General features: G+C 62.3%; 11 protein-coding genes. 1 reads left to right on the forward strand and 10 read right to left on the reverse strand.

Annotated features, from left to right (window positions below; all coding sequences use genetic code 11):
- Window positions 1–256: 256 nt before the first annotated feature.
- From ndk to ACP7B9_RS06395, 7 genes are all read right to left on the reverse strand, one after another.
- Window positions 257–673, reverse strand: a complete 417-nt coding sequence (ndk, locus tag ACP7B9_RS06365) for a nucleoside-diphosphate kinase (protein WP_425861795.1) — start codon at window positions 671–673, stop codon at window positions 257–259.
- Between the two features lie 42 nt (window positions 674–715).
- Window positions 716–1162: a DUF4233 domain-containing protein gene (locus tag ACP7B9_RS06370; RefSeq protein ID WP_425861796.1), complete on the reverse strand. Its 447-nt coding sequence runs from the start codon at window positions 1160–1162 to the stop codon at window positions 716–718.
- Between the two features lie 2 nt (window positions 1163–1164).
- The gene (locus tag ACP7B9_RS06375) at window positions 1165–2547 is read right to left on the reverse strand and encodes a bifunctional folylpolyglutamate synthase/dihydrofolate synthase (RefSeq protein ID WP_425861798.1); all 1383 of its coding nucleotides are present in this window, start codon (window positions 2545–2547) and stop codon (window positions 1165–1167) included.
- The gene (gene ileS, locus ACP7B9_RS06380) at window positions 2548–5826 is read right to left on the reverse strand and encodes an isoleucine--tRNA ligase (RefSeq protein WP_425862562.1); all 3279 of its coding nucleotides are present in this window, start codon (window positions 5824–5826) and stop codon (window positions 2548–2550) included.
- Window positions 5827–6088: 262 nt separating this feature from the next.
- Window positions 6089–6856 (reverse strand): SDR family oxidoreductase, encoded by a 768-nt coding sequence (locus ACP7B9_RS06385; RefSeq protein ID WP_425861800.1) that lies wholly within the window; start codon window positions 6854–6856, stop codon window positions 6089–6091.
- 47 nt (window positions 6857–6903) lie between these two features.
- Window positions 6904–7248, reverse strand: a complete 345-nt coding sequence (locus ACP7B9_RS06390; protein ID WP_425861803.1) for a DUF488 domain-containing protein — start codon at window positions 7246–7248, stop codon at window positions 6904–6906.
- Window positions 7249–7446: 198 nt separating this feature from the next.
- On the reverse strand, window positions 7447–7926 hold the full coding sequence (locus tag ACP7B9_RS06395) for a MepB family protein (protein WP_425861804.1): 480 nt from the start codon (window positions 7924–7926) through the stop codon (window positions 7447–7449).
- Window positions 7927–7983: 57 nt separating this feature from the next.
- Here ACP7B9_RS06395 and valS point away from each other — a divergent pair, with 57 nt between their 5' ends.
- Window positions 7984–10605 carry a valine--tRNA ligase gene (gene valS, locus ACP7B9_RS06400; RefSeq protein ID WP_425861806.1) on the forward strand — a complete coding sequence of 874 codons (2622 nt, stop codon included), beginning with the start codon at window positions 7984–7986 and terminating at the stop codon, window positions 10603–10605.
- Between the two features lie 135 nt (window positions 10606–10740).
- On the opposite strand, the gene ACP7B9_RS06405 is transcribed toward valS, so the two are convergent.
- From ACP7B9_RS06405 to ACP7B9_RS06415, 3 genes are read right to left on the reverse strand one after another with little or no spacing between them, the layout of a single operon-like run.
- Complete coding sequence (locus tag ACP7B9_RS06405) at window positions 10741–11580, reverse strand: SGNH/GDSL hydrolase family protein (protein WP_425861808.1); 840 nt, start codon at window positions 11578–11580, stop codon at window positions 10741–10743.
- A 6-nt stretch (window positions 11581–11586) separates the two neighbouring features.
- Entirely contained in the window at window positions 11587–12930 is a 1344-nt protein-coding gene (locus ACP7B9_RS06410; RefSeq protein WP_425861809.1) for a UDP-glucose dehydrogenase family protein, read from the reverse strand.
- Entirely contained in the window at window positions 12927–14072 is a 1146-nt protein-coding gene (locus ACP7B9_RS06415) for a glycosyltransferase family 4 protein (protein ID WP_425861811.1), read from the reverse strand. Before ACP7B9_RS06415 ends, ACP7B9_RS06410 begins: the two co-directional genes overlap by 4 nt.
- Window positions 14073–14090 lie beyond the last annotated feature (18 nt).

Here is a 14090-nt window from a genome sequence, read left to right on the forward strand (position 1 = left end):
TCAAACAGATCGACGGCGGCTAGCCGCTGCTCGATGGTCAATGAACTACTTTTACGCATAAAAAACTCCCCGAAAGTAAGGAACTGAATTATTCAGTCCAACTTTCGGGGAGCAGTTCACATGGTGCAGGAGCGTTTGTGTTTAATGCCCCGTATGTGAGCGAGCGTCGAGAGTGGGGTGGGAGTTGAAAGTACGACGACGAAGGGCACCTCCCGCTGGGAGGTGCCCTTCGTCGTCGTACTACTTGCGGGAACGCTTAGGCGAACCAGATGCCAATCTCGCGCTCTGCGGACTCAACCGAGTCGGAGCCGTGGACCAGGTTCTGCTGAACCTTCAGGCCCCAGTCGCGGCCAAAGTCGCCGCGGATGGTGCCGGGAGCTGCCGTGGTGGGATCGGTGGTTCCGGCCAAGGAGCGGAATCCTTCAATAACGCGGTGGCCTTCAAAGATGGCTGCCACGACGGGGCCGGAGAGCATGAACTCAACCAGCGGCTCGTAGAACGGCTTGCCAACGTGCTCTTCGTAGTGCGCCTCGAGCTGTTCGCGGGTGACGGTGACCTTCTTCAGCTCGGCCAAGGTGTACCCCTTGGCTTCGATGCGGGCCAGGACGGCTCCGGAAAGGTTGCGGGCCACGCCGTCGGGCTTAACTAGGACAAGGGTGCGCTCAATGCTCACGATAACTCCAATTAATTAGATAAAAACAGGATCAGTTTTAGTTTACTTCGCGGACGATTCGGGGGAATCCGCAGGGTGCTCCGCATCCCACATCGCCTGTGCCTTGGCGCGTGCCACGTTCTCGCGGTCGATCTTGGCACCGCCATTGAGGGCGTACCACCAAGCAACGGTAAAGAGCACACCCACAATGAACATGGATGGTTCCCAGAAGCCTCCGGCGATCAGCGCCAGTTGCAACAGCCAACCGAACGCAATCCCCCACGTCTTGCGGATCACACCGCAGGCCAGGATCATCAGCACAGCCAGAACCGCTGCCACCACAAGGTAAGCCGGGTTTTTGTCATGGATGCCGAACAGTGCCAAGCCGAGGAACAACGCCACGAAGGCCTCGAGCATGAGCACCACGGAGGCAAACATCATCTTCGTCGAACGCAGCTTCTTGGGCGTGTTGGGCTTCCATTCACGCTGCGCTTTTGTCAGTTTTGCCATGTCTAGAGGCCCTCCTTTTCACCCGGGCGGCCCAGCAGAATCCGTGCCTCACCTACAAGGGTGATGGAACCGGTGATGAGGACGCCGCCGGCCAGATCATTATTGGATTCGGCGCGTTCAACGGCCCATTCGATGGCGTCGTCGAGCTTCTCGGCGATGTGCACATCTTCCTCGGCCCAGCCTAGATCAACGGCCATTTCGGCCAGCTCGGCGGCAGGTATGGCGCGCGGGGAGTTCGACTGCGTCAGCGCGATCTCCCCCGCCTCATCACCGTAGGATTCCTTGAGCGTGGTCAGGATTTCCTCGGCATCCTTTTCTTGGAGGACGCCCAGCACCACCACGAGCTTGCTGAAGGCAAACGACTCCTGCAGCGCCTTGGCGCTGGCGGCAATACCCGCTGGGTTGTGCGCCGCATCCACCACGATGGTGGGCGAGGTGCGCATGACCTCTAGGCGACCCGGAGAGGTGACCGCGCCGAAGCCTTCCTGGACGAGCTCCAGGTTCAGTTCCTTTTCCCCGCCACCAAGGAAGGCCTCCAAAGCGGCAAGTGCGACGGCGGCATTCTGAGCCTGGTGTTCACCGTGCAACGGGAGCAGGATGCCCGGGTAACGACCCGCGAGTCCCTGCAGGTCAAGCTGCTGCCCGCCCACGGCGATGGTGCGGGATTCCACGCCAAATTCGACGCCTTCGAAGCGGAACTCAGCATGGACGTTCCGGGCCTTGTCGAGGATGACCTGCGCGGCATCGGTGGGCTGGGCGGCGCTGATGACGAAGGCGCCCTCCTTGATGATGCCGGACTTCTCCTCGGCGATGAGCCCGGTGGTGTCACCCAACAGCTCGGTGTGATCCAGGGAGATGGGGGTGATCACGGCGACCTGGCCGTCACCAACGTTCGTCGCATCGGTGATGCCACCAAGGCCAACTTCAATGACAGCTACATCCACCGGTTCATCAGCGAAGATCGCAAAGGCCAAGATGGTGAGGCATTCAAAATAGGTCAGGCGCACCTCGCCGGCGTCGGCGAGCTCGGCATCCACAATGTCAAGGTAAGGGCGGGTCTCATCCCAGATTCGCACGAACGTCTCATCGCTGACGGGGGCTCCGTCGATGCTGATGCGTTCGGTCACCCGGCTCAGGTGTGGGCTGGTGTACCGCCCGGTGCGCAGATCATGGGCCAGCAGGCCGCATTCGATCATGCGCGCCGTGGAGGTTTTTCCGTTGGTGCCGGTGATGTGGATGATGGGGAAAGCCTTATTGGGCTCACCCATGATGTCCATGACGCGGAGCAAAGGAGCAAGGCGCGGCTCCATCTTGTTCTCCGGGGCACGGCCCAACAGCTCGGCGTAAACGCTCTCCACCGAGAATTCGTCGTGGTTAGCAGACATTTAGGACATGCTCCGTTCAACTGTGATGGTGGTTTCAACGTCACCTGGGATGAGTTCGAGCTTGAGCGTGAGGGTCTCACCCTTGACCAGTTCGGCGTTTGCGTGCAGGGCATCCACGATGTCCTGCGACGCGCTGACGATGGTGCGGATCCTGTCACTGACCTGCAGACCGGTGTCCTTGCGGGCCTGCTGGATGGCGCGGATCATGTCACGGGCCGTTCCCTCAGCCTCGAGTTCCTCGGTCAGTTCGGTGTTGAGCACCACGAAGCCACCGCCGGGCAGCATCGCGACGGCGCTCTTGCCGCCGTCGCCGTCCTCGGCCACAACTGTCTCCAGCGTGTACTCGGACGCTTCCAGCTCCAGGCCACCGGCCGTGACGACGCCGTCGGTGACTGACCAGTCGCCGGACTTGGAGCCCTTGATGGCGAGCTGGACGTTCTTACCCAGGCGCGGGCCTGCGGCGCGGGCGTTGACCACGAGCTTCTGCGAGATGCCGAATTCCTCCGGGGAGGCCTCGGCCGCATCGACAAAGCGGACGGCGCGGATGTTCAATTCCTCCGCAACAATTGCGGCGCCGTCGTTGAGTGCGGCGGCGTTCGGGGCCACGACAGTGAGTTCCGCCAAAGGCAGGCGGACGCGCAACTTGGCTGCCTTGCGCAGGCTGGAACCGGTGGAGCAGATCTGCTGGATCTGATCCATCTGGTCAACGAGCGCCGCATTACTCAGGAACAGATCGGCGTTAGGCCAGTCGGTCAGGTGCACGGAGCGCCCGCCGGTGAGACCGCGCCAGACTTCCTCGGTGACCAGCGGCAGCAAGGACGCTGCGACTCGGCACACGGTTTCCAGTGCGGTGTAGAGCGCGTCGAAGGCGTCAACGTTCTCGTCAAAGAAACGGCCACGGCTACGGCGGACATACCAGTTGGTGAGCATGTCAAAGTAGCTGCGCAGGGAGTCGCAGGTGCCGGAGACGTCGTACTCGTTGAGCTTGGCTTCCATGTCGCGCACCAGATCCCCGGTGTTGGCCATCAGGTACTGATCCATGGGGTCGGAGTAATCGTCGTAACGCAGCTTGGCGTCGTAACCCTTGCCCTCATTCGCGGTATTCGCGTAGAGAGTGAAGAAGCTGTAGACGTTCCACATCGGCAAGATGACCTGGCGAACACCCTCGCGGATGCCCTGTTCGGTGACGACCAGGTTGCCACCGCGCAGGATGGGGCTGGCCATCAGGAACCAACGCATGGCGTCGGCGCCGTCGCGGTCAAGCACCTCGGAAACATCCGGGTAGTTGCGCAGCGACTTGGACATCTTCTGCCCATCGGAGCCCAGCACGATGCCGTGGCTGATGACGTTCTTGAACGCCGGGCGGTCAAAGAGCGCCGTGGAGAGCACGTGCAGCATGTAGAACCAGCCGCGGGTCTGGCCAATGTACTCGACGATGAAGTCGGCCGGGTTGTGCGTGTTGAACCAGTCCTCGTTCTCGAACGGGTAGTGCACCTGGCCGTACGGCATGGAGCCGGAGTCGAACCAGACGTCGAGCACGTCTTCGACGCGGCGCATGGTGGACTTGCCAGTGGGGTCGTTCGGGTTGGGGCGGGTCAGCTCATCGATGAACGGGCGGTGCAGGTCAACCTCACCCTCCTTGTTCAACGGCAGGCGACCAAAGTCTTCCTGCATCTCGGCGAGCGAGCCGTACACATCGGTGCGCGGGTATTCGGGGTCGTCCGACTGCCATACCGGGATGGGTGAACCCCAGTAACGGTTACGGCTGATGGACCAGTCGCGGGCGTTGGCCAGCCACTTGCCGAACTGGCCGTCCTTGACGTTGCCGGGGATCCAGTTGATGTCCTGGTTCAGCTCGACGAGGCGATCCTTGAACGCGGTGACCTGAACGTACCAGGACGAGACGGCGCGGTAGATCAGGGGTGTGCGGCAGCGCCAGCAATGCGGGTAGCTGTGCACGTAGCTGGCCTGGCGCACCAGGCGCCCGGCCTCCTTCACGACGCGCGTGATGGCCTTGTTGGCGTCGAAGACCTGCACGCCGGCGATCTCGCTCAGCGGGCCCTGGGCAAAGAGCGGCAGGAACTTGGCGCCTTCGTCGACGGAGAGCACCACGGGGATGCCGTTCTGCTCGCAGACCTTCTGATCCTCTTCACCGTAGGCCGGAGCCTGGTGAACAATACCCGTACCGTCAGTCGTGGTCACATAGTCGGCGAGCAGGAACTGCCAGGACTTGGCCGTGCCGTACTTTTCGTCGTCGGCGAAGTAGTCCCACAGTGGCTCATACTTCAGGCCCCCAAGCTCGGCGCCGGCGTATGTGGCGGTGACAGCGGCCGTCGCGGCAGCAGCGTCGTCGTACCCCAAATCCTTGGCGTGGGCACCGACCAGATCGGCAGCCAGCAGGAACTTCTCGGCAGTGGCGCCCGTACCGGAACCATTCGGGCCAACCGGCACGACGGCGTAGCTGACCTTAGGCCCGACGGCGAGGGCCTGGTTGGTGGGTAGGGTCCAGGGCGTGGTGGTCCAGGCGATCGCGCTGACGCCGGCCAGGTCCTGCGAGAGGGCGGATTCGCCAGCCAGGATGGGGAAGGTGACGGTGACGGTCTGGTCCTGGCGGTCCTTGTAGACGTCGTCATCCATGCGCAGTTCGTGGTTGGAGAGGGGGGTCTCATCCTTCCAGCAGTACGGCAAAACCCGGTAGCCGTTGTAGGTCAGACCCTTGGAGTGGAGCTGCTTGAACGCCCAGAGGACCGACTCCATGTACTCGACATTGAGCGTCTTGTAGTCGTTGTCGAAGTCAACCCAGCGAGCCTGGCGGGTGACATATTCCTGCCATTCGCCGGCGTACTTCATGACGGAGGAGCGGCAGGCGTCATTGAACTTATCGATGCCCATGGCCTCGATCTGCGCCTTGTCGGTCATGCCCAGCTGCTTCATGGCTTCCAGCTCGGCGGGCAGGCCGTGCGTGTCCCAGCCGAAGCGGCGCTCAACGCGGCGGCCAAGCTGGGTCTGGTAGCGGGCTACAAGGTCCTTGACATAACCGGTCAACAGGTGGCCGTAGTGCGGCAGACCGTTGGCGAAGGGAGGGCCGTCATAGAAGACGAATTCGTTGGACCCATCAACACCGGCGTCGCGCGCATCGATGCTGGCCTGGAAGGTGCCATCTTCGTCCCAGTACTTCAGGACGAGTTCTTCCACCTTCGGGAAATTCACGGAGGAGGGAACGTGCTTGGATTCGGCATGGAGGCCAGCGGCGGCAGAGGCCTTCGGGAAGTGGGTCATCACATCATCCTGGTTGTGGGTGTTCATGTTCAGGATGCAAGGACGGCTTTCGCCGCGGTACCACCTCGCTTACCGTGCCCGTTTTTACACAGGTGCGGCCGCTCATTAGCTGCTGTGACGGGCTTACCCGTCCGGTTCTACTGGCCCCACTTTTGGTGAGGCGTTCTTCCGGAAGCTCACCGGTGATGGCCGGGTCGACGCTTTGTCCCTTATTCTACGGGATGCGCGCGGTTTCCGCGCGCATCCCGCTTACCGGCCCTTACTAGCGGCGAATGACCTTATGCGCGGCTGCCTGTGCCACGGGGCGCAGGACAATCTGGTCGAGGTTGATGTGGTGGGGAAGCCCGACGGCGTAGCCCACCACCCCTGCCACGTCCTCCGCGGTGAGTGGCTTCTCCACGCCCTGGTAGACCTTGTCCGCGGCTTCCTGGTTGCCGCCGAGTCGGTTGAGCGTGAACTCTTCCGTTGCGACCATTCCCGGCGCCACCTCGATGACGCGGATGTTGTTTTCGGCCTCTTCCAGGCGCAGGGCGTTGGTGAGCGCATGCTGGCCGAACTTGGCCGCACTGTATCCGGCGCCGCCTTCGTACGTGATGTGGCCGGCCGTTGAGGTCAGGTTCAGCACCGTGCCATAGCCATGCTCTCGAAGTGTGGGCAGGAATGCCTTCAGGACCTTCACGGTGCCCAGAACGTTGACCTGGTACATCCACTCCCAATCTGCTTCCTGGGCATTGGCCACGCTGTCCACACCGCGAGCGCCACCGGCAATGTTGATCAGGGTGTCGAGCCCGCCTGTCGCAGCGAACGTGTCGCCGGCGAAAACGCTAAGGCGGGCAACGTCGTCGTCGTTGGTAATGTCTGCGGCGAACGCTACGGCGCCACTTTCCTGTGCCAGTTGGGCCAGCCGATCTTCACGGCGGGCGACGGCGATGACGTTCCAACCGTCGGTGCGGAGTTGGCGAACGGTTGCGGCTCCGATTCCGGAGCTGGCGCCAGTGACAATTGCATTCTTGGAAGTATTTTCAGCCATGGTTCAAATCTAACGCTGTTGCGCCCGGGCGTTGAACGGGGCTGTGGCTATGACGTCTTGTTGAGGAATGCCATCAGCACGGCTGCCTGGTTTTGCTGTGAGTCCTTGGCACCGTAGAGCAACACCACCTTTGCGTGGGCCTCGATGAGCTCGCGCAGCTGCTGCACTTCTGGATTGTGCGTGAGTTCCTGCGTGTAGTCACGTTCGAAGGCCTCAAAGCGCTCCGCCACATGGCCAAAGGACTTGCGGACCTCCGTGCTGGGCGCGATCTCCTTGAGCCAGAGGTCAATGCTGTCCTTCTTGACCCCACGCGGCCACAACCTGTCCACGAGAACGCGATACTCCCCCGGCTCCGGTTCCTCATACACACGCAAAATCCGCACTGTGCCCATAGTTGCAGCATAGTCCCGCCGCTAGCCATCTCCGGATGAAACCGCGAACTTATGCGTCAAATCGACCGCCAGTTCTGCGCATATGCTCAGTCGACTGAATTTATGCGCTGAGCTCGCATGGGGTTCTGCGCATAAACGTTTTTGCGCAAAACCCGGCACGAGTTCAGCGCATAATTTTCGGCGGATCCGGTGGTCGGGTCAGGCCGAGTACAGCTCCCTGACCCGCGCCACGCTGGCATCGTGCGGCAGGAAGTACTCACACTGCCATTTCTGAGTGCGCCGGGCCTGGGCGCTGGTGGTCTCAACGTCGGGCGGGTAGACCCGCATGGCTCGCTTGCCACCCTTGCCGTCGATGGACACCACCCCTTGGTGAGCCAGGGTATGTGCCGGGAACACGAACATTCCCAGCCCCGCGCCAACGCCAGCCTGGATGACAAACAGGGCAACGCCGTCGGACATGTCATAGGGGCGAATGGGCCCCTGGGCCGAGCGCTGCCAGAGCGTCACGAACTGCCCAACTTTGGTGGGCGTGGTCTTGGCGACGCGAAACACGGCCGGGCGCCCAGCGAGCGTCAGGGTGTGGGCGCAATAGTCGGAACTTTCGGGCTCGGGGACCACATCGGCCCACGCCAACCCCGCCGTTTGCCACAGTTGCTGCGCGCTCTCAGGAATTCTCACGGGCTCCATTATCCTGCAAAATCCTGCTTCCGGGGCAACTCATGAAAGACTTGAGCCATGGCTGAAAACATTCCGGGCACAGACACGCCCGCACCCACCACAAGCAACGTTCCCGACAAACCCGTTTTGGAGGGGCTTGAAGAGTCCCTGACCAAGCGCTGGCTTGACGAAGGCACCTACAAGTTTGACCGTGAGACCACGCGGGAGCAGGTGTACTCCATTGACACTCCCCCGCCCACAGCGTCCGGTTCCTTGCACGTGGGCCACATGTTCTCCTACACGCAGACCGATGTGCTGGCCCGTTTCCAGCGCATGAACGGCAAGAACGTCTTCTACCCCATGGGTTGGGATGACAACGGTTTGCCCACCGAGCGTCGTGTGCAGAACTACTTCGGTGTTCGCTGCGATCCCACCTACACCTACGTAGACGGCTACCGTCCGCCGGCAACTCCGGCGAAGAACCAGCGTGACTTCGACGTCGTCTCACGCAAGAACTTCATCGAGCTGTGTGAAGAGCTGGCCGTCGAGGACGAAAAGGTCTTTGAGCACCTCTTCCAGACTCTGGGCCTCTCGGTTGACTGGGATCTGACGTACCGCACCATTGACGACCACTCGCGTGCAGTGTCCCAGCGTGGTTTCCTGGAGAACCTTTCAGCTGGCGACGCCTACATGGCCGAGGCCCCCACGCTGTGGGATGTCACGTTCCGTACGGCCGTTGCCCAGGCCGAGCTAGAAGACCGCGAAGTTGCTGGCGCGTACTACCGCTACCCGTTCTTCGCCGAAGATGGCACCAAGATTTACATCGAGACCACGCGTCCCGAGTTGTTGGCCGCCTGCTCCGCTCTTGTAGCTAACCCCGACGACGAGCGTTACAAGCCGCTCTTCGGCAAGAAGGTCACCTCTCCCCTATTCGGCGTTGAGGTTGAGGTCCGTGCCCACGCATTGGCCAAGGCCGACAAGGGCTCCGGCATCGCCATGGTCTGCACCTTCGGTGACCTCACCGACGTCACCTGGTGGCGTGAACTGCAGCTGCCCACCCGCGCCATCGTTGGCCGCGACGGCCGCATCCTCGGCGAGACCCCCGAGTGGATCACCACCGAAGAAGGCCGCGCGAACTACGCAGCCATCGCCGGCAAGACCGTCTTCAGCGCCAAGGAAAGCGTCGTTGCCATGCTGGGCGAGGCCGAGCTGCTCGACGGCGAAGCCAAGAAGATCATGCACCCCGTGAACTTCTTCGAAAAGGGCGACAAGCCCCTGGAGATCGTCTCCTCCCGCCAGTGGTACATCCGTAACGGTGGCCGCGACGAGGAACGCCGCGAACGCCTGATCAACCGCGGCAAGGAAATTGAATTCCACCCGGCGTTCATGCGCTCACGCTACGACAACTGGATCTCCGGCCTGAACGGTGACTGGCTAGTTTCCCGCCAGCGCTTCTTCGGCGTGCCGGTTCCCGTCTGGTACCCGTTGGATGCCGACGCTAACCCGGACTACGATCACCCCATCCTGCCCACCTCGGAAATGCTCCCGGTTGACCCCGCCGCCGATGCGGCACCGGGCTACTCCGAAGAGCAGCGCAACGTTGCCGGTGGCTTCGTTGGCGACGCCGATGTGCTCGACACCTGGGCCACCTCCTCCATGACCCCGCAGATTGTGGGCGGCTGGAGCCAGGACGAGGACCTGTTCGGCAAGGTTTACCCCTTCGATCTGCGTCCCCAGGGCCACGACATCATCCGCACCTGGCTGTTCTCCTCCGCCGTTCGCGCCGACGCCCTTCAGGGCAACGCACCGTGGAAGCATGCGGCCATCTCCGGCTGGATCCTTGACCCGGACCGTAAGAAGATGTCCAAGTCCAAGGGCAACGTGGTGGTCCCCACCGACGTGCTCAACGATTTTGGCGCCGACGCCGTCCGCTACTGGGCAGCCTCCGCCAAGCTCGGCGCCGATACGGCCTACGAGATTGCGCAGATGAAGATTGGCCGCCGTCTGGCCATCAAGTTGCTCAACGCCTCCAAATTCGTATTGAACCTTGGTGCAACCGAGGCAAACGTCGTCACGGCAGACAACGCCGTCATCACGAACCCCCTGGACCGCGCCGTTTTGGCTCAGCTGGCAGAAGTTGTCCGCGTGTCGACAGCCGCCTTTGAAAAGTACGACTACGCCCGCGCCCTGCAGCTCACCGAGAGCTTCTTCTGGCACTTCACGGACGATTACGTTGAACTCATCAAGGACCGCGCCTACGGTGCCAGCGGCGAGGAAGGCCAGGCATCCGTGCTGGCCGCCCTGGCCACGACCCTTGATTCGCTGCTGCGCTTGTTCGCGCCCTTCCTGCCGTTCGCGACGGAAGAGGTCTGGGGCTGGTGGCGCACCGGTTCGGTGCACCGTGCACCGTGGCCGTCCGCAGTTGCCGTGGACGACGGCGACACCACCTTGCTCGCGACGGTCGGGGACGCCTTGAGCGGCATCCGCAAGGCCAAGTCCGAGGCTAAGGTCAAGCAACGCACCCAGGTCATCTCCGCAACGGTCACCGCTGGCGAGGTCCAGGCCGCGCAGCTGACGGCCGGTTTGGGTGACCTCAAGGCCGCGGCGAACGCCCTGGAGCTCACGGTTGCCGTGGGCGAGGGCGAACTCACCGTGTCCGACGTCGAGCTTGCGCCGGCTGAGGAGCCAGCTCAGGCCTAAGCGGTTCTGGCCAGAGTTCTCAACTGCTCACCGTGGCCGTCACCTATTCAAGGTGGCGGCCACGCCTGTTTCCAACGCTCGCTCTCTTACGGGGCGTTTTCGGACAACGCTCCTGCACATCATGTGAGCGAGCGTTCATGAATAATGGCCCATATCTGAGCGAGCATCGGGGATTTTGCCCGCCAGCTTCTTGAGGCCCTTCTTCGGCGGCACCCGCACTGGCTCGGGCCAGCGGGGGCTCAGGGAATCGCCAAGGGTGGTGCCGCGCAGCTTGCGTCCCACGAGGGGCAGCACCCATTCGGTAACCCATGCGTGGTGTTCACGCACCCACTGTTTCGCAGTGATGGTGGGTGCCCGGTGCTTCGTCTTATGCGTGATCCCATGCGGTACTTCCAGGATGTCCAACAGCCTTGAGGCGAGGTATTTGTGCCCGGCCTTGGACATGTGGAGCCGGTCCGGCGCCCACATACGGGAGTTCGCGTAGGCGGAGAAACTGGCGTAGTCCACCAGGATGGCGCCGTACTTCGCGGCGATGAGTCGAACGCCGTCGTTGTAGGCATGGTTTTTGCGCCGCAAAGGGCTCAGGATCGGCGACACCTCCACGTCATAGCCGGTGAACAGGACAAGCGTTGCGCCGGTCTGCACCAGCTCGGCTACAAGGACTTCGTAGTCGGCCAGAATGTCAGCGATTTTTGTCCCAAAGTCCATGACATCGTTGCCGCCAGCATAAAGCGTGATGAGCGTGGGTTTCATCGCGACGGCAGGCTCCAGCTGCTCGGCGATGATGTGCCGCAGCCGCTTGCTGCGGATGGCAAGATTTGCGTATTCCCATCCTGGACAGTCGCTAGCCAGTCCCTCCGCAACTCTGTCGGCCCATCCCCGAACACCGTTGGGCCGGCGGTTGCTGACATCGCCGACCCCTTCCGTGAATGAGTCTCCGAGGGCAATGTACCGGCCCGGCGCCTGAGCAATCACTGCATCCTAGACGGTGGCCCGTGATGTCGCGGTGCTGCCCAAACCAGCGCGCCCGATCCCGTGGTAGTCCCATCCGGCACTCTGCCAGGCGACGGCGTCAAGGGCGTTGCGCCCATCGAGGATCACCGGGCGCTGAACCAGAGCGGCCGCCTGAGCGGGATCCATGGTGGTGAATTCGGGCCACTGGGTCAGTAGCAGCACCAGCTCGGCTCCGTTCAGCGCTACTGTCACATCTCGCTCAAAGGCAAGCTGTGGAAATTGCAGCCAGGCAGTGTCCGCCGCCTGGGGATCGCTGACGGTCACGTGCGCGCCCTGCGACGCTAGCTGGGCCGCCACATCCAGCGCCGGCGAATCACGGATATCGTCCGTGTGCGGCTTGAAGGAAGCGCCAAGGACTGTGATGCGCCGCCCTGCCACCGAGCCGCCACATAGCCGCACGGCTGTCTCCGCCGTGCGGTATCGCGCATCGGCATTGATGCCATCGACAAGCGAGAACATTTCATCGAGGGAGTCGACACCGTGACTCTGAGCCTGCGCCCGGAAGGACCTCAGATCCTTGGGCAGGCAGCCTCCCCCGAATCCGATCCCGGCATGGAAATACTTACCCCCGATACGGTCATCGTGCCCCAGTGCTTGGGCAAGCTGTACGACGTCGGCCCCCGCCTGCTCGCAAAACTCACCAACCGCGTTGATGTAGGAAAGCTTCAAGGCCAAAAACGCGTTCGCCGAGACCTTGATCAGTTCGGCCGTGGCAAAGTTGGTGACCACCTTCGGGGTCCCGCGTTCCAGCAGTGACGCGTAGACGGCGTCGAGCATGGCCCCGGCTTTGGCGCCTCGCTCACCCTCGGCAATTCCGTAGACCAGCCTGTCGGGAACCAGCGAGTCCTTGACGGCGGTGCCCTGCCGCAGGAATTCCGGATTCCACGCCAACACCGCACCGGTCGCCGAGATCATCGACTCAACCACGCCTGCCGTTCCTACCGGCACGGTCGACTTGCCCACAACCAGGGCGTCGGAGTGCAGGTGGGGCAGCAGCGACTCAATGGCTGAACGAAGGAAAGACAGGTCAGAATCGTTGGCAGTCTTGGATTGCGGGGTGCCGACGCACAGGAAATGAACCTCGGCATCGGCCAGCTCCGCCGGGTCGGTGGTGAACGTGAGGTGACCGCCGTCGTGCCCTTCCTTGAGCAATTCGGCAAGGCCAGGTTCGTGGAAAGGTGCAGTGCCGTTGGACAGCTGCGCAATCCGTGCGGCATCCGTGTCGAGACCGATGACATCGTGGCCCATATGCGCGAGAGTGACCGCATGGACGGTGCCAAGGTAACCCGCGCCGATGACTGAAATTTTCATTTGATTCCTTTCAGGGCGGCCGGAAGCCGCGGGTGGTCTGCAATGGCTTGGGTGTAGAGGTCCATCAGCTGCTCACACACAACGTGCCAGCTGCGTCCTTGGACCTGCTGGAATGCCGCGGCGGAAAAGGCCGCGCGTTTGGAGTCATCGCCTATAAGGTCCATGGCGTAGGCCCGCAATTGGGCCAAGTTGCCCGGGGCGTAGAGCCAGCCAGTGCGGGAGGAATCCACCAGGTCCACGGGCCCACCACGGCCCGTGGCCACCACGGGGACACCACTTGCCATGGCCTCTTGAATAGTTTGGCAAAAGGTCTCGAGTTCGCCTGGATGAACAAAGAGATCGAAGGAGGCCATGGCAGTGGCCAGCTCGTCTCCGCCCAGAAATCCCGTGAAGTAGGCGTTCGGCAGGATTGACGCGAGGAACTCCCGTTGTGGCCCGTCGCCGACAATGACGAGCCGGGTGTCCGGGATGGACGCCAAGACGGCCAGATCCTCAACCTGCTTCTCGAGCGCGAGGCGCCCAACATAGCCGATGATCTTCTGCCCCTGCGGAGCTACCTTTTGGCGAAACTCAACGCTGCGTTTTCCGGGATGAAAGCGCTCAATATCCACTCCTCGTCGCCAGAGTTCAACTCGCGGAATGCCGTGGCCCCGCAGTTTCTGCATCGAGTCGGTCGAGGGAACCAGTGTTTTCGTGGCGGTCGTGTGGATCCGTTCCACGCGCTGCCACGCCCAATTTTCTAGGAATGGCATGCCATATTTGGCCGCGTACCCGGGGACGTCCGTTTGATACACGGCCACAGAGGGAATGCCCAACGCCGCCGCAGCTCTGACGGCACGCCATCCAAGAACGAACGGCGAGGCCAAGTGGACAACGTCCGGATTGAATTCGGCCAACAGGGTCTTCACACGCGCCACCCCGCCGACGGCGATCCGGATGTTCCGGTAGCCGGCAAGGGGAACCGCAGGCAGCCGCCTGACGGTCGCACCTTCCACCACACGGGGAGCGTCTTCAAGCGTGGATGGGGCGATGACCAATACTTGATCCCCGCGCGCATCCAGGTGTTGCAAGATTTTCAGCAGTGAATGGGTGACCCCATTCATCTCGGGCAGGAACGATTCAGCAACTATGGCAACCTTCACTCCTCAACCATGACCGGC

Source organism: Arthrobacter sp. TWP1-1 (genome assembly GCF_049897845.1).
Taxonomy (GTDB): Bacteria; Actinomycetota; Actinomycetes; order Actinomycetales; family Micrococcaceae; genus Specibacter.

Coding starts and splice junctions, on each gene's coding strand:
- ACP7B9_RS06370 (WP_425861796.1), bottom strand. CDS start 1,162: ATGGCAAAACTGACAAAAGCGCAGCGTGAATGGAAGCCCAACACGCCC.
- ACP7B9_RS06375 (WP_425861798.1), bottom strand. CDS start 2,547: ATGTCTGCTAACCACGACGAATTCTCGGTGGAGAGCGTTTACGCCGAG.
- ileS (WP_425862562.1), bottom strand. CDS start 5,826: ATGACCCACTTCCCGAAGGCCTCTGCCGCCGCTGGCCTCCATGCCGAA.
- ACP7B9_RS06385 (WP_425861800.1), bottom strand. CDS start 6,856: ATGGCTGAAAATACTTCCAAGAATGCAATTGTCACTGGCGCCAGCTCC.
- ACP7B9_RS06390 (WP_425861803.1), bottom strand. CDS start 7,248: ATGGGCACAGTGCGGATTTTGCGTGTGTATGAGGAACCGGAGCCGGGG.
- valS (WP_425861806.1), top strand. CDS start 7,984: ATGGCTGAAAACATTCCGGGCACAGACACGCCCGCACCCACCACAAGC.
- ACP7B9_RS06410 (WP_425861809.1), bottom strand. CDS start 12,930: ATGAAAATTTCAGTCATCGGCGCGGGTTACCTTGGCACCGTCCATGCG.